Raw genomic sequence first — 17,930 nt, 5'->3', positions numbered from 1 at the left:
CCCCGGGCTCGAAGGTCAAGCTCCGGCCAAGGCGGCGGGGCCGCCGGGGGACGGGCGTGTTCGGGATGGGAGAATTCCCGACATGCCCGTTCTCGACCCGAACCCCACCGACGGCCGCAAGCAGCTCGGCCGCATCGCCCTCGCCTTCGCCGCCATCGTGGTGCTGGTGGCGGTCATCGCCTCCGTCGCCACCTCGATGGGCTGACGGCCGTCCGACCGTAGCCCGACCGCCGTCCGAAGCCCCGGTGAACGGGGCATGATGGCACCCGACACCCGAGGGGGTGGCGGCAACCGGGAGCATCGCGCCGCCGGGCGGCTTTTCTGCCAAGCTTGCTGGGTATGAGCGCCGACACGCCCCGCAGGATCATCGTTCTCCGCCATGCCAAGGCCGACTGGCCGAACGGCGTGGACGACCATGAGCGGCCCCTGGCCGACCGGGGCCGCCACCAGGCCCCTGACGCCGGCCGCTGGCTGGTCGATTCCGGCATCAATCCCGACTACGTGCTCTGCTCCACGGCCCTGCGCACCCGCGAGACCTGGAAGCTGGCGGTGCACGAGCTGCCCAAGCGGCCCCGCAAGACCGTGTACGAGGACCGGATCTACGAGGCCAGCCCGGGCGAGATCATCGCGGTCCTCCAGGAGACCCCGGAGGAGTACGCGGACGTGGTGCTGGTCGGCCACAACCCCGGTGTGCTGGGCCTGACCCAGGTGCTGGCCGGGGACGCGGGCGACCGGGACGCGCTGGAACGGCTGCGGCTCGGCGGATTCCCGACGGCGGCGATCGCGGTGCTCAGCTTCAGCGGCTCCTGGAAGGGCGTCGAGCCGGGCGTGGCCGAGCTGGTCTCGTACTACACGCCGCAGGACTGACCCGGTACGCACGCGGAACGCAGTTGAGGGGCGCGCGGACCGGTCCGCGCGCCCCTCGCCGTCGTCGTGGCCCTCCTCGGGCGGGCCCTCCTCGGTCGGCCGCAGCTCGCCGCTACTCGGCCGCTACTCGGCTGCTACTCGCCCGCGGTCGCTCGTCCGCGGGCCGCGCTCACTCGTCCTCGGTCGGGGTGCCGTGCAGCGCGTCGGCCGCCTCGACCTCCTCGCGGGTGATGCCCAGCAGGTAGAGCACGGTGTCCAGGAACGGCACGTTCACCGCGGTGTCGGCGGCCTCGCGCACCACCGGCTTGGCGTTGAACGCCACCCCGAGCCCGGCCGCGTTCAGCATGTCCAGGTCGTTGGCGCCGTCGCCGATCGCCACCGTCTGCTCCAGCGGCACCTTAGCCTGCTCGGCGAAGCGGGCCAGCCAGCGGGCCTTGCCGGCCCGGTCCACGATCTCGCCGACCACCCGGCCGGTGAACCTGCCGTCCACCACCTCCAGGGTGTTGGCCGCCGCGAAGTCCAGCCCCAGCTGCTCCACCAGGTGGTCGGTGACCTGGGTGAACCCGCCGGAGACCACCGCGACCTGGAAGCCGAGGCGCTGCAGGGTGCGGATCAGGGTGCGCGCGCCCGGCGTGAAGCGGACCTCGGCACGGACCTTCTCCGTCACCGAGGCGTCCAGCCCGGCCAGCAGCGCCACCCGGGCCCGCAGCGACTCGGCGAAGTCCAGCTCGCCGCGCATCGCCGCCGCCGTCACCTCGGCGACCTGCTCCTCGCAGCCCGCGTGGGCGGCGAACAGCTCGATCACCTCGTCCTGGATGAGCGTGGAGTCGACGTCCATGACCACCAGGCGCTTGGCCCGGCGCTCCAGCCCGGCCGCGACCACCGCGACGTCCACCCGCTGGGTGGCCGCCTCCTGGGCCAGCTCGGCCCGCAGCTCCTCGGTGGCCACACCGGAGACGGCCAGCTCGACCGCCGTCACCGGGTACTTGGCGAGCCGGAAGACCCGGTCGATGTTGCCGCCCGCCGCGGTGATCCGGGAGGTCAGCGCGGAGACGGCGGCGGCGGTCAGCGGGTGACCGAGCACCGTGACGTGCGAACGGCCCTCGCGGCGCGGCCGGTTGTCGCCGATGCCGGAGAGGATCTCGGCCTGGAGCTTCTGCTCGTCGGCCCAGCGGTGGACGGTGGCCCGCAGCCCGCCCTCGGCGCCGGGCGCGGCGGGCGGGGTGACCAGGGCGCACAGCGTGATGCGGCCACGGGTCACGACCTGCTCGATGTCGATGACGTCGACGCCGAAGCCGGCCAGCGTCGCGAAGAGGCCGGCGGTGATGCCGGGGCGGTCCTTGCCGAACACCTTGACGAGCAGGGTGCGCTCGTCCGCGGTCCGGGGCTGGGCGGCGGGGAGGGGCTCAGCGGCCAGGGGCGATGCGTTCATGGTGTCTCCCACGCTACCCGTCGGCGGGTGGCCCGAGGGCACCCGTCCCACCTCGCGGGACGCCGCGGTCGCGCGCTCCGGTAGCAGCCTGGTCACAGTCACCCGGGCCGACTTTCATCGGCGGTCGGCGGGCTGGAATGATTCCCCCCGTCAGTCATCAGGAACATCGCACCCCCGGCGGGGGGCCAAATTCGGGGGAACCGAGAGAGCGGGGCAGGCGAGCAGTGCCGCAACTCGTCATTGAGATCAACGGACAGCAGCGGACTCTGGAGCCCGGGCGGTCCTACACCATCGGGCGCAACCCGCAGTCGGACTTCCCGTTCGACGACGCCAGGGTCTCCTGGCACCACGGGACCATCAGCTTCAACGGCAGCGGTTGGCAGCTGGACGACCACGGCAGCACCAACGGCACGTACGTCGCCGGCGCCCGCACCATGCAGGCCCAGCTGTTCCCCGGAGCCGTCGTCAACCTGGGCAACCCGGAGAACGGCCCCCGGCTCGGTTTCTCCGCGCCCGCACAGGCCGCCGCCCCGCACACCACCCCCGTGCACGAGGCCGCCACCGCCCGCGGCCCGGTGCCGCAGCCGCAGGCCTGGCCGCAGCAGGACCCGTACCAGCAGCCGCAGCAGCAGGCGTGGGCCGGCCAGCAGCAGGCCCAGCAGCCGTTCCCGCAGCAGCAGCAGTACGCGCCGCAGGCCCAGCACGGCTTCCCGCAGCAGCAGGGCTTCCCGCAGGACCAGGGCTTCACCCCGCCGCCGCAGCAGCACGACGGCGGTGGCCCGCAGCCGACGATGATCCGCCGGCTGGCCGACATGACGCGCACGCTGCGCATCGGCCGTGCGCTCGACAACGACATCGTGGTCTCGGACCTCCAGGTGTCCCGCCACCACGCCGAGCTGCGCCAACTGCCGGACGGCCGCTGGGAGATCGTCGACCTCGGCAGCCACAACGGCATCTTCCTCAACGGCCAGCGGGTCCAGCGTCAGCTGATGGGCGCGCAGGACCGCCTGACCGTCGGCCACTCCACCTTCACCCTGGTCGGCGACCAGCTGCAGGAGTTCGTCGACACCGGCGCCGTCTCCTTCTCCGCCCGCCACCTGACCGTCGAGGTCGAGCACAAGGGCGCCAAGAAGATCCTGCTCAACGACGTCAGCTTCGGCGTCCCGGAGAAGTCCCTGGTCGCGGTCATCGGCCCGTCCGGCTCCGGCAAGTCCACCCTGCTGCGCGCCCTCACCGGCTACCGCCCCGCCGACCGCGGCGAGGTGCTGTACGACGGGCGCAACCTCTACAAGCAGTTCGCCGAACTCCGCTCGCGCATCGGCCTGGTGCCGCAGTCCGAGATCCTGCACCGCGAGCTCACCGTCCGGAAGGGCCTCAAGTACGCGGCCCGGCTGCGCTTCCCCGGCGACACCGAGGCCCGCGAGCGCGACGCCCGGATCGACGAGGTGCTGTACGAGCTGCGCCTGGACAAGCGCGCCGACAACAAGATCACCGCGCTCTCCGGTGGCCAGCAGAAGCGCGTCTCGGTCGCCCTGGAGCTGCTCACCAAGCCGTCGCTGATCTTCCTGGACGAGCCCACCTCGGGCCTCGACCCGGGCATGGACCGCGAGGTCATGCAGATGCTGCGCGGCCTCGCCGACGACGGCCGCACCATCCTGGTCGTCACCCACTCGGTGGCCGAACTCGCGCTCTGCGACCGGCTGCTGGTGATGGCGCCGGGCGGTTCGGTGGCCTACTTCGGCCCGCCGGACGAGGCGCTGCACTTCTTCGGGTACGAGACCTGGGCGGACGTCTTCCAGGCCTTCGAGAACTACCCGGACCACGACTGGGCCGGCCGCTACCGCGGTTCGGTGCACTACCAGCAGTACTCCGCCCCGACCGTCGAGGCGGGCGAGGTGCAGCACGTCCAGGTCGCCCAGGAGGCGGTCAAGCCGCCGAAGCCGCAGAGCTGGGGCTCCCAGCTGTGGACCCTGATGCGGCGCTACATGTCGGTGCTCGCCTCGGACCGCGGCTTCCTGGCACTGTCGGTGCTGCTGCCCGCGGTCATCGGCGCGGTCAGCGTGCTGATCCCCAACGCGCCGGGGCTCGCGCCGAACCCGAAGTCGCAGCTCGGACTGAACAGCGGGGCCGCGACGATCCTGCTGATCCTGGCCATCGGGGCCTGCTTCTCCGGCGCCGCCAACTCGGTCCGGGAACTGATCAAGGAACGGGCGATCTACGAACGGGAACGGGCCACCGGGCTCTCCCGGTCGGCGTACATGATGTCCAAGATCATCGTGCTGGGCTTCTTCAGCGTGATCCAGGGCGCCATCATCTCCGCCGTCGGCTTCCTGCCGCGCAAGCTCCCCGAGCACGGCCTGATCGTCAAGAACCTGCCGATCATCGAGATGACCATCGGCATGATCCTGCTCAGCTTCGCCGCCATGATGTTCGGGCTGATGATCTCCGCCCTGGTGAAGACCGCCGAGAAGACCATGCCGCTGCTGGTCATGTTCGCCATCGTCCAGGTCGTCTTCACCGGCTGCCTGTTCCAGATCTTCGGCAAGCCCGGCCTGGAGCAGGTCGCCTGGCTGATGCCGGCCCGCTGGGGCACCGGCATCGTCTCCACCACGCTCGACCTTTCCAAGCTCATGGGCCCCTGGAACAAGGACTTCCAGCACCCGGACTACGACCCGCTGTGGAAGCACGCGGTGGCCCAGTGGGCGATTGACGCGGGCGTGCTCATCGTGATCTCGGTCGCGATCGGCGTCCTGGTCACCCGGCTCCAGCGCCGGCACGAGCCCGAGGTCATGCAGAAGGGCTGAGCCCGCTGCCCGACCGCCGAGGGGCGGCCTTCCCGACCGGGGAGGCCGCCCCTCCGCCGTTCCCCCGCCCGCTGCCCGCCGCCCGGCCCGAACCACGGGCCCGGCGCCGTGTGGGTCCGACGGCCTAGGTCCCCGGACCTGCGACCGCCCCGGCCGCAGGCGGACGCGACCGCCCCGGCCGCGGCGGTAGTTTGGCGGTATGCCCAGCACCACCGGAGACCACCCGGCCCACCAGGGCCCACTGCCCGCCTGCGACCCCTGCCTGTCCGGGATCGAGGCCGTCAGCCAGGCGCTGCTCGCCATGAGCCGACACCTGGAGGTCCGCGAGGTCCTGCGCCGCATCACCGCCTCCGCCCGGGAACTGCTCGGCGCCGAGTACGCGGCCCTGGGCGTGCCCGACGACCACGGCGGCTTCGCCCAGTTCGTGGTCGACGGCGTCACCGACGAGCAGTGGCGGGCGATCGGCCCGCTGCCCCGCCAGCACGGCGTGCTCGCCGCGATGCTGCACGAGACCGGCCCCATCCGCCTCGCCGACGTCCGCCGGGCGCCCGCCTTCGGCGGCTGGCCCTCCGCCCACCCCGAGATGGACGCCTTCCTCGGCATGCCGATCCTGGACACCGACGCGGCCGAGGACGAACCGCAGGTGCTGGGCGTCGTCTTCCTCGCCAACAAGCGCGGCGGCGGCCTCTTCACCGACCACGACGAGGAACTGCTGCGGATCCTCGCCGCCCACGCCGCCCTCGCCCTCTCCAACGCCCGGCTGTACGAGCGCAGCCGCGAACTGACCCTGGCCGGCGAGCGCGCCCGGATCGCGCACGACCTGCACGACGCCGTCTCGCAGAAGCTCTTCTCGCTGCGCCTCACCGCCAAGGCCGCCGCCAAGCTCGTCGACCGCGACCCGGCCCGGGCCCGCGCCGAACTCGCCGAGGTGGCCCGGCTGGCCGCCGAGGCCGCCGACGAACTGCGCGCCGTCGTCGTGGAGTTGCGCCCCGCGGCACTGGAGGAGGACGGGCTGAGCGCCACCCTCGCCTCCCAGGTGCAGCTCCTCGACCGGGCGCACACCGCCGACGTCGCCTACGCCGCCGACGGCGTCCGCGCCCTGCCGCCCGCCCAGGAGGCCGCCCTGCTGCGGGTCGCCCAGGAGGCGCTGCACAACGCGCTGCGGCACTCCGACGCCGGCCGGGTCACCGTCACCCTGGCCGGGACGCCCGCGCGCGGCGCCGTGCTGCGGGTGCGCGACGACGGGCGCGGCTTCGACCCCGAATCCGTCCGCCGGGCCGGCCGCCACCTCGGCCTGGCCTCGATGCGCGACCGCGCGGCCGCCGTCGGCGGCACGCTCACCCTGGAGTCGGCCCCCGGCCGGGGGACGCTCGTCGAGATGGAGGTCCCCGGTGCCTGAGAGCACACCGTCGATCCGCGTCCTGCTGGTCGACGACCACCAGGTGGTCCGGCGCGGGCTGCGCACCTTCCTGGAGGTCCAGGACGACATCGAGGTGGTCGGGGAGGCCGCCGACGGGGCGGAGGGCGTCGAGCGGGCCCGCGCACTCGACCCCGACGTGGTCCTGATGGACCTCAAGATGCCCGGCGTCGACGGGATCGAGGCGCTGCGCACCCTCAAGGGCGAGGGCAGCCGGGCCCGGATCCTGATCGTCACCAGCTTCACCGAGCACCGCACGATGGTCCCCGCGCTGCGGGCCGGCGCCGCCGGGTACGTCTACAAGGACGTGGACCCGGAGGCACTGGCCGGGGCGATCCGCTCGGTGCACGCCGGCCACGTGCTGCTCCAGCCGGAGCTGGCCGAGGCCCTGCTCTCCGACGACGGCCCGCGCGCCCCGCAGGGCCGCGGCGGCACCCTCACCGAGCGCGAGCGCGAGGTGCTCGGCCACATCGCCGACGGCCGTTCCAACCGGGAGATCGCGCGCAGCCTGCACCTGTCGGAGAAGACGGTGAAGACCCACGTCTCCAACATCCTGATGAAGCTGGACCTCGCGGACCGCACGCAGGCCGCGCTCTGGGCGGTCCGCAACGGCGAGACCCGGGACGCCGCCGCGGACGCCTGAGGGGATGTCAGCGGGGTGTGCGAGGGTGGGCGCTGACACCGCATCGAGGGGGAGCCGTGGGGGAGCCACGCACGGTCTACGGGCCGGTCACACTGGCCGAGGCGCTGGGGCTGACGCAGCGCCTGTTCAAGCGGGCCCGGCGGTTCGGCCTGGTGCCGCCCCCGGACGTCGAGGACAAGCGCTGGTCCCGGGCGCTCGCCGAGCCGGTGCTGCTGCGGCGCGAGGAGATCGCCGCCGCCCTGGAGGCCGAGGCCGCCGAGCGCGCCGCGAAGTTCGCTCGGGCGACGGCCCGGGAACGCGATTCCTACGGGCCGGAGCTGCTGCGGCGCAGGCTCGGGCTGACCGGCTGGCAGTTCGAGGAGGCCCGGCAGCAGGGCCTGCTGCCCGAGCCGGACACCGAGGACGGCCAGTGGTCCGCGGACCTGGAGGCCCGTCTGCGGGCCGGTGCCGCGGAGCTCGTCGCCCGGCTGGGCACCGTGCCCCGGGTCGGCGCGGTCAAGGCCGCCACGGTCCTCGGGCAGGCCGCCGGGCTCCCGGTCGTGGCCGAGGACGTCCACCGGCTCACCGAAGCCGGGGTGCTCCGGCCCGACGGAGAGTTCAAGGGCAACCCCACGTACGGCGCCGAGTCCCTGCTCGCGGTGCCGGCCGCCGCGGTCGAGGAGGCGGTCACCGGCCGGCTGCGCCGGGCCGAGGCCGCCGCGGAGGCACTGCGGGCGCGGTCGGCGCAGAGCCTGTCGGCGGCGGAGGCGGCCGAGGAGCTGGGCTGGTCCGCCCGCCGCCTGGAGACCGTCACGGCGCGCGGCGGCCTGGCCGTCGGGCCCGACGGCCGGTACGACCGGGCGGAGGTGGCGGCCCTGGCCGAGGCGGACCCGTGGCGCTGACACCGCGGCCCGCCCCGGCGGCGCGCACCGTCCAACGGGTCGGCGTCCGGTGCACGAGGGGTCGCATTCCGGCCAGGTACGAGAGCCGTCCCGCGCGCCCTCAGCGGGCCTCGCGCTCGTCCACCAAGGCGTTGTAGGCGGCCACCTGGGCCCGCCGGGCGGTGCGCCGCAGCGGCGCCAGGACGGACTGCCGCGCGGCCATCTCGGAGGCGCTGACGGCCGCGCCGTGGCCGCCGGAGGCGATCGACAGCAGGGCGGACACCTGCCGGGCCGACTCCAGCACCCGCACCGCACGAGGCGGGTAGCCGGGCGCCAGCAGCTCGGCGTGCCCGCGCCGGCGGTACGCCTCCAGGGCGCGCAGCGCCTCCGGCCCGGCGCCGGCCACGTCGAGCCGGGTGAGCAGCACGGTCGCCTCGCGCAGCCCGTCCGCCAGCTCACGCTCGGCCTCGTGCAGCGACGGCACGTCCGCCGGCGGTGTGTCGTTCACCTCGGAGCAGCGCCACAGCACGGTCGCGGAGCGGTCCCCGGCCGGGCCGAACACCTCGACCTCCGGCACCAGCCCGAGCGGCACCCCCACCGCCAGGACGGCCTCGCCCGCGGCCATCGCGCGCTCGTTGAACGGCCCGGGGCCGGTCAGCCCCAGCGGGTGCCCGGCCGAGGGCAGCGCGAGGCGCAGGCCCTTCACCCCCAGCACCCGCAGCCGGCCCAGCGCCCAGGTCAGCCCGTGCTGCTCGCCCGGCTCGTCCCCGGGCAGCCCGGTCACCCGGTGGCTCTCGTCGGCGCCCAGCACGGCCGCGGCGGCGTTGTCGGGCGGCACCAGGCCCGCCAGCAGGGCGTTGCCCCAGGCGGCCAGCCGCCCCGAACGGGGCTCTTCGTACGGATTGTCGGCAGGAGTCGCGAGCATCCGGCCAGCCTACGGAATCGGCGGTCATCCGCGTGGCGTAGGTTTGCCCATGCGTGTGCGGCGCACCCACCCGTGCCCACCGGCTGCCGGAGTCGGCGTGCCGCCCGCACCGACGGCCGAGAATCTTGTTTTTGGGGAAGGCGTAGGCATGAGCGACGTGCTGGAGCTGGTGGACGTATCCGTGGTCCGGGAGGGGCGCGCGCTGGTCGACCAGGTCTCGTGGTCCATCTCCGAGGGTGAGCGCTGGGTCATCCTGGGCCCGAACGGCGCCGGCAAGACCACCCTGCTGCAGATCGCCTCCTCGTACCTGTTCCCGACCTCGGGCAAGGTCACCGTGCTGGGCGAGAAGCTGGGCGAGATCGACGTCTTCGAGCTGCGCTCCCGGATCGGCCTGGCCGGCGCCGCCATGTTCGACAAGCTGCCGGCCGAGCAGACCGTGCTGCAGACGGTGCTCACCGCCGCCTACGGGATGACGGTCAGCTGGCAGGAGAGCTACGAGCAGTCGGACGAGTCCCGCGCCCTCGCGCTGCTCGACCGCCTCGGCATGGCCGGCCTCACCGGCCGCAAGTTCGGCACCCTCTCCGAGGGCGAGCGCAAGCGCACCCTGATCGCCCGCGCCCTGATGACCGACCCCGAGCTGCTGCTGCTCGACGAGCCGGCCGCCGGCCTGGACCTCGGCGGGCGCGAGGACCTGGTCCGCCGGCTCGGCGCGCTCGCCCAGGACGAGTTCGCCCCGGCGATGGCGATGGTCACCCACCACGTCGAGGAGATCGCCCCCGGCTTCACCCACGTCCTGATGATCCGCCAGGGCAAGGTGCTCACGGCGGGCCCGATCGACACCGAGCTGACCGCCCGCAACCTCTCCAAGTGCTTCGGCCTGCCGCTCACCCTGGAGCGCCACGGCGACCGCTGGTCGGCCCAGGGCCTGCCGCTGGGCTGACGCCCCGTCCGCCGCTCCTCCGCCCCCCGTTCCGCCCCCTCTCCGCCCGTCCTGCGCGAGGCCGTCGGAACCGGTCGCACGTGCGACCGGTTTCCGCCCCTCGACCTGCGGGAACTGTCCGCCTCGAAGGCCTTCGCTCCCTAGGATGGACGTGTGGACAGCTGGATCTGGTGGCTCCTGGCCGCCGCAGGGCTCGGCATACCGCTGGTTCTCACCGCGATGCCGGAGTTCGCCATGTTCGCGGTCGGAGCGCTGGCCGCCGCCGGCGTGGCCGGGCTGGGCGGGGGAGTGGTCCTGGAGACCGTGACCTTCCTCCTGGTCTCGGTCGGGCTCGTGGTCTTCGTCCGCCCGATCGCCTACCGGCAGCTCCAGAAGGGCCCTCAGGTCAAGATGGGCATCGAGGCGCTGCACGGCGCCACCGCGGTCGTCGCGGAAACCGTCGACGGGGAGGGCGGCCGGATCAAGCTGAACGGCGAGATCTGGTCGGCCCGCGCGCTCCACCCGGAGCAGGTGTACCAGCCCGGGCAGCAGGTCGACGTCGTCGAAATCCAGGGCGCGACCGCCCTGGTCGTCTAGGGGAGAGTCCGTGGAACCCGTCCTTATCGTCCTGGTCGTCCTGGTCGTGGTGGCCTTCATCGCGCTGATCAAGACGATCCAGGTCATCCCACAGGCCAGCGCGGCGATCGTGGAGCGCTTCGGCCGCTACACCCGGACGCTCAACGCCGGACTGAACATCGTCGTCCCGTTCATCGACCGCGTCCGCAACCGGATCGACCTGCGCGAGCAGGTCGTCCCGTTCCCGCCGCAGCCGGTGATCACCCAGGACAACCTGGTCGTCAACATCGACACCGTCATCTACTACCAGGTCACCGACCCCCGCGCGGCCACCTACGAGGTCGCCAGCTACATCCAGGCGATCGAGCAGCTGACCGTCACCACGCTGCGCAACATCATCGGCTCGATGGACCTGGAGTCCACCCTGACCTCCCGCGAGGTCATCAACGCCGGTCTGCGCGGCGTCCTGGACGAGGCCACCGGCAAGTGGGGCATCCGGGTCAACCGCGTCGAGCTGAAGGCGATCGAGCCGCCGACCTCCATCCAGGACTCGATGGAGAAGCAGATGCGCGCCGACCGGGACAAGCGCGCCGCGATCCTCACCGCCGAGGGCCAGCGCCAGGCGCAGATCCTCAAGGCGGAGGGTGAGAAGCAGGCGGACGTCCTGCGGGCCGAGGGTGAGGCACAGGCCGCGGTGCTGCGCGCCGACGGTGAGGCGGCCGCGATCCGGACGGTCTTCGAAGCCATCCACGACGGTGACGCCGACCAGAAGCTGCTCGCCTACCAGTACCTGCAGACCCTGCCCGAGCTGGCCAAGGGCGACTCCAACAAGCTCTGGATCATCCCGAGCGAGGTCGGCGACGCGCTCAAGGGCCTCGGCGGTGCCTTCAACGGCCTGACCGGCAACGGCGGCGGGATCAACGGCGGTGCCGTCGCGGCGCCGAGCGTCCCGAAGGCGTCCCCGGCCACCCAGGTGCCGATCGACCCGGCGTCCGGGCCGCGGCCGGTGGACACCGACAAGGGCGCCGCCCGTCCCCGGGTGGACCCGACCCGGGAGTTCCCCAAGATCGACCCGGAGTGACCCGGACCGCAGTGACCCGGCCGCAGTGAGCGGTCGAGGCGTGCTCCGTCGAGGGCCCGCCGCCGTACGCCTCCCGTACGGCGGCGGGCCCTCGGGGTTTCCACGGCGCCGTCCGCGGCGGTGTGGCGTGCGTCCCGAATCGTGGGCGGGCCTGGCCGGGCGGGAGGGCGGTCCGGCATGATCCCCTCGGACAGGACCGAGAGGAGGAGTGACCCATGACGCTCTGGGAGGCGGTCGCCGTCCTGGTGGCCGGGGTCGGCGCCGGGATGATCAATGTGATCGTCGGTTCCGGCACCCTGATCACCTTCCCCGTCCTGCTCGCCGTCGGGATCCCGCCGGTCACCGCCAACGTCTCCAACTCCTTCGGCCTGGTGCCCGGTTCGCTCAGCGGCGTGATCGGCTACCGCCGCGAACTCGCCGACCAGGGGCGCCGGGTGCTGCGCCTGGGAACCGCCTCGCTGCTCGGTGGGCTGCTCGGCGCACTGCTGCTGATCAAGCTGCCGAGCGCGGCCTTCGACGCGATCGTCCCGGTGCTGATCCTGCTCGCGCTGGTCCTGGTGGTGATCCAGCCCCGGGTGGCCAGGGCCGTCGCCGCCCGCCGCCGGCCCGGTGGCGACCCGGACGGCAGCCCGGTGCTGCTGGTCGGGGTGTTCCTCACCGGCATCTACGGCGGCTACTTCGGCGCCGCGCAGGGTGTCCTGCTGATGGCGCTGATGGGCATGCTGCTGCAGGAGGACCTGCAGCGGATCAACGGGGTGAAGAACGCCCTGGCGATGATCGTCAACGCCGTCGCCGCGCTCTTCTTCCTGTTCACCTCGACCGTGAACTGGGCGGCGGCCGGGCTGATCGCGGTGGGTTCGCTGGTCGGCGGCCTGGTCGGCGCCAAGGTCGGCCGCCGGCTGCCGCCGGCCGTGCTGCGCGGGGTGATCGTGGTGGTCGGCCTCGCGGCGGTCACCAAGCTGCTGCTGGGGTGAGCGGCCGTCGGGCCGCCGTTGTACAGATGTCGGATCGTACGAGAGTCACAGGAGTAGGCCATGGCCCTGGAGATGCGTGAGACCTGCGAGCGCTGCGCGGTGTCGCTGACCGCCGACGGCGCCGCCTCGATATGTTCCTACGAGTGCACCTTCTGCCCGGAATGCACCGAGGCCATGGCCGGCGCCTGCCCGAACTGCGGCGGCGAGCTGGTGGCCCGTCCGCGTCGGAAGGCCGCCTGACCCCGGCACCCCGGAGGACCCCGGGCGCCCGGAGCACCGACGACCGAGCAGGAGCGCAGCGATGAGCAGCAGGGCACGGCTGAGCGAGGACGAGATCACGGCGGCCCTGGCGGCGCTGCCGCAGTGGACCCGCGAGGGCGACGGCATCGTCCGCAGCGCCGACGCCCCGGACTTCCCCGCGGGGATCCGGGTGGTCGTCGCCGTCGCCGAGCAGGCCGAGTCACTCGACCACCACCCCGACATCGACATCCGCTGGCGCACCCTGCGCTTCGTCCTGTCCACCCACAGCGCCGGCGGCCTCACCGGCCTGGACTTCACCCTGGCCGCCCGCATCGACGAGGCACTGCGCGCCGAGTCCGCGGCCTGATCCCGGCCGGCCGGCCCGCCGGGAACGTACGCCGAGGGCCCGGGTCGTCCCTCCGAGCGGGCGTGAGATGCTGACTGCCGCATCGGCAGGCAGGCGGGCACGGAGGGACGGAACGGATGGCGCAGGAGCCCTTCGGAGACGCCCACGCCGGGCAGCAGCCGTGGCACCCCCAGGGACAGCCGGGCCAGGGGCAGCAGGCCCAGGGCCTGCCGGACTGGCAGGGCGGCGGGTACTACGGGCAGCAGGCGCAGGAGCAGGCGCACTGGCAGCAGCAGTACGACCGGACCGGCTACGCGCACGCCGGTCACGGGCAGGCCGGCTACGGTCAGAGCGGCTACGACCAGGGCGGCTACGACCAGGGCGACCACGGACAGGCCGGCCACGACCCCGGCGGGTACGCGCAGAGCGACTACGGGCAGAGCAGCTACGGGCAGACCGGGTACGTCGAGGGCGGTTTCGTCCAGGGGCAGTACGGCGGCCAGGACCAGTACCAGCCGTTCCCGGACCACGCACAGGCCGTGCAGCCCCCGCAGTACGCGCCGTACCCCGAGCACGCGCAGCAGTACGCGCCGTACGCCGCCGCGCAGCCGGCCGGGGAGGGGCTGTACGTCCCGGCGGGAGCGGAGTACTCGGCGGACGGCTACGTGCACGCCGAGGAGGCCGGGCCGGAGCCGGAGTCGGCGCCGACCGGGCCGGGGAAGACCCCGGGGACGACCGGGGAGGACGCTCCGGAGCCCGAGGCCGAGGCCCGGTCCGCCGCCCGGTCCGCCGCGCGCTCCCGGTCCGCTTCCCGCAGGGGCGGTGACGGCGGTTCCGGTCCCGCGTCGGGTACGGCGTCCGGCCCGAAGCCGGGCCCGGCGTCCGGCACCTCGCTGTCGGCCAAGGCCCGGAAGGCCGCCGACGCGGTGCTGACCGGGGAGCACGTGCCCAGCCGCAAGGCCCTGTTGGTGCGGGCCGGCGCCGGCGTGGCCGCACTGGGGGTGCTGGTCACGGCCGGTCTGATGGTCGGTGCGGAAGGCGGCGGCAGTGCGGCCGCGAGCAGCGGCGGCGAGCCCGGGTTCACCGTGGCGCACACCCGGGCGTGGTCCGCGCAGCCCGCCGCGGCCGGGCAGTCCGCGGGCGACGACACGCTGGTCGGCAGCTGGCTGCTGACGGACGCGGTGGTCCGGGCCGACGGCTCCGGGGTGCACGCGTACGACCGCGCCGGCGGCAAGTCGACCTGGTCGGTGGAGCCGCCGGCAGCCGGCGCCGTCCCCTGCGGACTGTCGACCGGCGTGAACCAGGCGGGCCTGGGCGCGGTGCTGTTCCGCCCGAAGGCGGACCCGAAGAGCCCCTGCGCGCTGGTGGCCGCCGTGGACACCAAGACGGGCAAGACGACCTGGACCAAGGCCCTCTCGGACACCAAGGGCGCCTACTCCGCGCGGGTCGGCGTCACCGAGGACAAGGTGGTCGCGATCGGCGACGACCACGTGGTGGCCTGGGAGTCGGCGGACGGCAAGGACGTCTGGCAGTACACCGGGCAGGGCAAGTTCTGCACCCTCTCCGGCGGCGTCAGCGGCAAGACCGTGCTGGTGGCCTCCTCCTGCGCCGACTCGACGCCCGCCGACCAGGCCGTCTCGCTGAACGTCGCGGACGGCAAGGTCGGCTGGTGGCGGGGCCTGAACAACCAGCCGAAGACGGTGACCGTGCTGTCCGCGGAGCCCGCTGTGGTCCTCACCACCGGCGACAAGCCGGAGAACGACCGGGTGTTCGCCTGGGGCGCCGCCGGGGACCCGGCCGCCGAGATCCCGGTGGTCACGGAGAGCGGCCGGCTGGACGTCACCCACGGCGCCTTCACGGCCACTCCCGAGGTGTTCTTCGAGGGCCGCACCATGGTCACCACCCTGACCCCGGCGAACGGCGGCGGGCCGGCCGCCGCGGTCGGCTACGACCTGGAGACCGGCAAGCAGCGCTGGAAGGTCCCGATGTCCGCCAAGGGCACCGCCCGGGCGGTCGGCATCGACGGCGGCTCGCTGGTGATCGCCGCCGACGAGCGCCGCGACGAGCCCGCCCACCTGACCCGGTTCCCGCTGGCCGGCGGCGGAGAGGCGACCGGCGGCAACTTCCCGCCCGGGACCGGCTCGCTGCTGGTCTCCGGGCGGGTGCTGATCGGCGGCGGTCAGGTGGTCGTGGTGCCCGAGCACTCGGCCAACTACGGCACGGCTGCCGGGTACCAGGCGAAGGGCTGAGGCCGCTCCCTCCGCCGACCCCGGCCGGGGGGCTTCCGCCGTCCCCGGCCGGCGGGCTGCTTCCGCGGCCTCCGTCCCGGGGCTACGCGGCCGGGACGGGCAGGCCCGGCACCGGCGGCAGCCAGTCCGCGAGCTCCCGCGCCTCCGAGCCGCGCAGGCCGAGCGCCAGCATCAGACTGGCCTGCGGGGTCGGCACGAACGGGCGCCGCAGCAGCTTCATCCCGGCCTGCTCCGGCGTCCGGTCGGCCTTGCGCTGGTTGTCCTCCGCGCACGCGGCCACGGTGTTCAGCCAACTGTCGGCACCACCGCGCGACTTGGGCTGCAGGTGGTCCACCGTGGTGGCCCGCCGCCCGCAGTACGCGCACAAGTGCTGGTCCCTGGCCAGGACACCCCGCCGCGTCCACGGGGCTTGTTGTCGGAACGGCACCCGTACGTACCGTTGCAGTCTGATCACCCTCGGGACGGGGACGGCGACACCCGTCCCCCGGATCGAGCGCAGCGGGTGCGCCTGCTCCACCACCGCCTTGTCCTGGAGCACCAGGACGACGGCGCGCTGAAGCGACACCGTCGTCAGGGGCTCGTAGCTCGCGTTCAGAACCAGCGTGTTGCGCACTCGGCACACCCTTCCCACGGGCGTGCCACGGCGGCACGACCGTCTCCACACACGTCACTGCCGCCGCACGGCGGTGACACCACTCTGAACGGGCCCGCAGCCGACGAACAACGGAATTTCCGGTATCACGGAGGGGCCCGGGGGAGCGGGGAGCCGCAGCCGGGAGGGTGCTCAGGGGGAAACGAGGGGGTGCCTCGGGGAAAACTCGCTGGCCGGAACCGCGTAGGCTCTATCAGGCTGGAGTCGTACCGACCCGGGGCCCGGACGGAACCGGGCCGCAAACGGGCGGACGCCCGACAGAAGGAGAAGCGTGACCGTGACGGACATCGTCGACGAGCTGCAGTGGCGTGGGCTGATCGCCCTGTCCACCGACGAGGACGCACTGCGCAAGGCGTTCGCGGACGGCCCGGTCACGTTCTATTGCGGCTTCGACCCGACGGCCCCCAGCCTGCACCTCGGCAACCTGGTGCAGATCCTCACCATGCGCCGCATCCAGCAGGCGGGGAACCTCCCGCTCGGCCTGGTCGGCGGCGCCACCGGCCTGATCGGGGACCCGAAGCCCACCGCCGAGCGCGTGCTCAACGACCCCGAGACGGTGGCCGGCTGGGTGGAGCGCCTGCGCGGCCAGATCTCGCGCTTCCTCGACTTCGAGGGCCCGTACGCGGCGCGCATGGTCAACAACCTGGACTGGACGTCCGGGATGTCGGCGATCAGCCTGCTGCGTGACGTGGGCAAGTACTTCCGGGTCAACAACATGATCGCGAAGGAGGCCGTCGCCCGACGGCTCAACTCCGACGCGGGCATCAGCTACACCGAGTTCAGCTACCAGATCCTCCAGGGCATGGACTACCTGGAGCTGAACCGCCGCTACGGCTGCAGCCTGCAGACCGGCGGCAGCGACCAGTGGGGCAACCTGACCGCCGGCACGGACCTGATCCGCAAGGCCGACGGCAAGTCCGTCCACGCGCTGGCCACGCCGCTGATCGTCAAGGCCGACGGCACCAAGTTCGGCAAGACCGAGTCCGGCACGGTCTGGCTCGACCCCGAGCTGACCACCCCGTACGCCTTCTACCAGTTCTGGCTGAACGCGGACGACCGGGACGTCTCCAACTTCCTGCGGATCTTCAGCTTCCGCTCGAAGGAGGAGATCGAGGAGCTGGAGCGCGAGACCAGCGAGCGCCCCGCCGCCCGCCTCGCCCAGCGTGCCCTCGCCGAGGAGCTCACCACCCTCGTCCACGGCGCCGAGCAGTACGAGCGCGCGGTCGCCGCGTCCAAGGCGCTGTTCGGCCAGGGCGACCTCGCCGACCTGGAGGCCCCGACCCTGGCGGCCGCCCTGGCCGAGGTCCCGAAGGCCGAGGTCTCCGAACTCCAGCCGGTGGTCGACCTGTTGGTCGCCGTCGGCCTGGCGCCGAGCCGTTCGGCCGCGCGTCGGACGATCAAGGAGGGCGGTGCCTACCTCAACAACGTCAAGGTGACGGACGAAGAGGCGGTGCCGACCGAGGCCGACCTGCTGCACGGCCGCTGGCTGGTGCTGCGGCGCGGCAAGCGCAACCTGGCGGCGGCGGAGCTGGTCTCCGCCGGCTGACTCGTCGGCCGACCGACTCGGCTGGCTGAAAGCGCACCCGCTCTGAGCTGCGGCTTCGAGCATCGAGGGCCGGATCTGGACAGATCCGGCCCTCGACGTTTGACGATGCCGTCCAGGTGGCCTAGTGTTGAACGAGTCGCTGGAGCGGCCACCCCGTCCGGCAAGACCCACTCTCACTTCTCGTAACCCATTCACATGGGTTCGTTGGCGTTTCCGTCAACAGGGTGTGAGTGTGAATTTTGAGTGACACTCGGAATGCGCTAACGTGGTGGATGTCGCGAAAGCGGCCCCGACCAGTTTGGGAAATCGGATGAATGAAACTCCGGAAAACGGAGCGGAAAACGTCTGATAAGCTGGAAACACGAAAGAACGAAGCCCGGAGGGTCCGCTGGAAGGCGG

The 17,930-nt window shown here is 73.1% G+C and carries 17 protein-coding genes; 14 read left to right on the top strand and 3 right to left on the bottom strand.

Going from position 1 to position 17,930, the window contains the following annotated elements; all coding sequences use genetic code 11:
- Positions 1–82 precede the first annotated feature (82 nt).
- The gene (locus tag ACIRST_RS39400; protein WP_267883116.1) at positions 83–205 is read left to right on the top strand and encodes an SGM_5486 family transporter-associated protein; all 123 of its coding nucleotides are present in this window, start codon (positions 83–85) and stop codon (positions 203–205) included.
- A gap of 134 nt (positions 206–339) precedes the next feature.
- A complete protein-coding gene (locus ACIRST_RS39395; RefSeq protein WP_350525261.1) occupies positions 340–867 on the top strand; it encodes a histidine phosphatase family protein in 528 nt (175 codons plus the stop codon).
- Positions 868–1,036: 169 nt separating this feature from the next.
- Here ACIRST_RS39395 and serB read toward each other — a convergent pair whose 3' ends face one another.
- Positions 1,037–2,299, bottom strand: a complete 1,263-nt coding sequence (gene serB / locus ACIRST_RS39390; protein ID WP_350525260.1) for a phosphoserine phosphatase SerB — start codon at positions 2,297–2,299, stop codon at positions 1,037–1,039.
- Between the two features lie 224 nt (positions 2,300–2,523).
- On the opposite strand from serB, the gene ACIRST_RS39385 reads away from it, so the two are divergent.
- The 4 genes from ACIRST_RS39385 (at position 2,524) to ACIRST_RS39370 (ending at position 8,044) form a co-directional block, all read left to right on the top strand.
- Positions 2,524–5,103 (top strand): FHA domain-containing protein, encoded by a 2,580-nt coding sequence (locus tag ACIRST_RS39385; RefSeq protein ID WP_350525259.1) that lies wholly within the window; start codon positions 2,524–2,526, stop codon positions 5,101–5,103.
- 199 nt (positions 5,104–5,302) lie between these two features.
- Entirely contained in the window at positions 5,303–6,502 is a 1,200-nt protein-coding gene (locus ACIRST_RS39380; protein ID WP_402809049.1) for a GAF domain-containing sensor histidine kinase, read from the top strand.
- Positions 6,495–7,163 (top strand): response regulator transcription factor, encoded by a 669-nt coding sequence (locus ACIRST_RS39375; protein WP_350525258.1) that lies wholly within the window; start codon positions 6,495–6,497, stop codon positions 7,161–7,163. The genes ACIRST_RS39380 and ACIRST_RS39375 overlap by 8 nt, the downstream gene beginning before the upstream one ends.
- Positions 7,164–7,219: 56 nt before the next feature.
- Entirely contained in the window at positions 7,220–8,044 is an 825-nt protein-coding gene (locus ACIRST_RS39370) for a hypothetical protein (RefSeq protein ID WP_402809019.1), read from the top strand.
- A 100-nt stretch (positions 8,045–8,144) separates the two neighbouring features.
- Here the strand turns inward: ACIRST_RS39370 and ACIRST_RS39365 are convergent, their stop codons facing one another.
- A complete protein-coding gene (locus ACIRST_RS39365; RefSeq protein ID WP_350525256.1) occupies positions 8,145–8,948 on the bottom strand; it encodes a hypothetical protein in 804 nt (267 codons plus the stop codon).
- A gap of 148 nt (positions 8,949–9,096) precedes the next feature.
- Here ACIRST_RS39365 and ACIRST_RS39360 point away from each other — a divergent pair, with 148 nt between their 5' ends.
- From ACIRST_RS39360 to ACIRST_RS39330, 7 genes are all read left to right on the top strand, one after another.
- The gene (locus ACIRST_RS39360; protein WP_350525255.1) at positions 9,097–9,888 is read left to right on the top strand and encodes an ABC transporter ATP-binding protein; all 792 of its coding nucleotides are present in this window, start codon (positions 9,097–9,099) and stop codon (positions 9,886–9,888) included.
- Positions 9,889–10,041: 153 nt separating this feature from the next.
- On the top strand, positions 10,042–10,464 hold the full coding sequence (locus tag ACIRST_RS39355) for an NfeD family protein (RefSeq protein WP_350525254.1): 423 nt from the start codon (positions 10,042–10,044) through the stop codon (positions 10,462–10,464).
- 10 nt (positions 10,465–10,474) lie between these two features.
- The gene (locus ACIRST_RS39350) at positions 10,475–11,524 is read left to right on the top strand and encodes an SPFH domain-containing protein (protein WP_350525253.1); all 1,050 of its coding nucleotides are present in this window, start codon (positions 10,475–10,477) and stop codon (positions 11,522–11,524) included.
- Positions 11,525–11,739: 215 nt separating this feature from the next.
- Entirely contained in the window at positions 11,740–12,498 is a 759-nt protein-coding gene (locus tag ACIRST_RS39345) for a sulfite exporter TauE/SafE family protein (protein ID WP_402809014.1), read from the top strand.
- 60 nt (positions 12,499–12,558) lie between these two features.
- The gene (locus ACIRST_RS39340) at positions 12,559–12,738 is read left to right on the top strand and encodes a DUF1272 domain-containing protein (protein WP_350525251.1); all 180 of its coding nucleotides are present in this window, start codon (positions 12,559–12,561) and stop codon (positions 12,736–12,738) included.
- A 61-nt stretch (positions 12,739–12,799) separates the two neighbouring features.
- Positions 12,800–13,105: a 4a-hydroxytetrahydrobiopterin dehydratase gene (locus tag ACIRST_RS39335; RefSeq protein ID WP_350525250.1), complete on the top strand. Its 306-nt coding sequence runs from the start codon at positions 12,800–12,802 to the stop codon at positions 13,103–13,105.
- Between the two features lie 116 nt (positions 13,106–13,221).
- On the top strand, positions 13,222–15,333 hold the full coding sequence (locus tag ACIRST_RS39330) for a PQQ-binding-like beta-propeller repeat protein (RefSeq protein ID WP_402809011.1): 2,112 nt from the start codon (positions 13,222–13,224) through the stop codon (positions 15,331–15,333).
- An 82-nt stretch (positions 15,334–15,415) separates the two neighbouring features.
- Here the strand turns inward: ACIRST_RS39330 and ACIRST_RS39325 are convergent, their stop codons facing one another.
- A complete protein-coding gene (locus ACIRST_RS39325) occupies positions 15,416–15,946 on the bottom strand; it encodes an HNH endonuclease (protein WP_350525248.1) in 531 nt (176 codons plus the stop codon).
- Between the two features lie 316 nt (positions 15,947–16,262).
- Between ACIRST_RS39325 and tyrS the strand changes: the two genes are divergently transcribed.
- Entirely contained in the window at positions 16,263–17,531 is a 1,269-nt protein-coding gene (gene tyrS / locus ACIRST_RS39320; RefSeq protein ID WP_350525312.1) for a tyrosine--tRNA ligase, read from the top strand.
- Positions 17,532–17,930: the final 399 nt, after the last annotated feature.

Origin of the sequence: Kitasatospora sp. NPDC101447 (assembly GCF_044767225.1) — a bacterium.
Lineage (GTDB): Bacteria > Actinomycetota > Actinomycetes > Streptomycetales > Streptomycetaceae > Kitasatospora.
This window is presented reverse-complemented; position numbering and strand designations above follow the sequence as displayed.

Coding starts and splice junctions, on each gene's coding strand:
- ACIRST_RS39400 (WP_267883116.1), top strand. CDS start 83: ATGCCCGTTCTCGACCCGAACCCCACCGACGGCCGCAAGCAGCTCGGC.
- ACIRST_RS39395 (WP_350525261.1), top strand. CDS start 340: ATGAGCGCCGACACGCCCCGCAGGATCATCGTTCTCCGCCATGCCAAG.
- serB (WP_350525260.1), bottom strand. CDS start 2,299: ATGAACGCATCGCCCCTGGCCGCTGAGCCCCTCCCCGCCGCCCAGCCC.
- ACIRST_RS39380 (WP_402809049.1), top strand. CDS start 5,303: ATGCCCAGCACCACCGGAGACCACCCGGCCCACCAGGGCCCACTGCCC.
- ACIRST_RS39365 (WP_350525256.1), bottom strand. CDS start 8,948: ATGCTCGCGACTCCTGCCGACAATCCGTACGAAGAGCCCCGTTCGGGG.
- ACIRST_RS39360 (WP_350525255.1), top strand. CDS start 9,097: ATGAGCGACGTGCTGGAGCTGGTGGACGTATCCGTGGTCCGGGAGGGG.
- ACIRST_RS39345 (WP_402809014.1), top strand. CDS start 11,740: ATGACGCTCTGGGAGGCGGTCGCCGTCCTGGTGGCCGGGGTCGGCGCC.
- ACIRST_RS39340 (WP_350525251.1), top strand. CDS start 12,559: ATGGCCCTGGAGATGCGTGAGACCTGCGAGCGCTGCGCGGTGTCGCTG.
- ACIRST_RS39335 (WP_350525250.1), top strand. CDS start 12,800: ATGAGCAGCAGGGCACGGCTGAGCGAGGACGAGATCACGGCGGCCCTG.
- ACIRST_RS39330 (WP_402809011.1), top strand. CDS start 13,222: ATGGCGCAGGAGCCCTTCGGAGACGCCCACGCCGGGCAGCAGCCGTGG.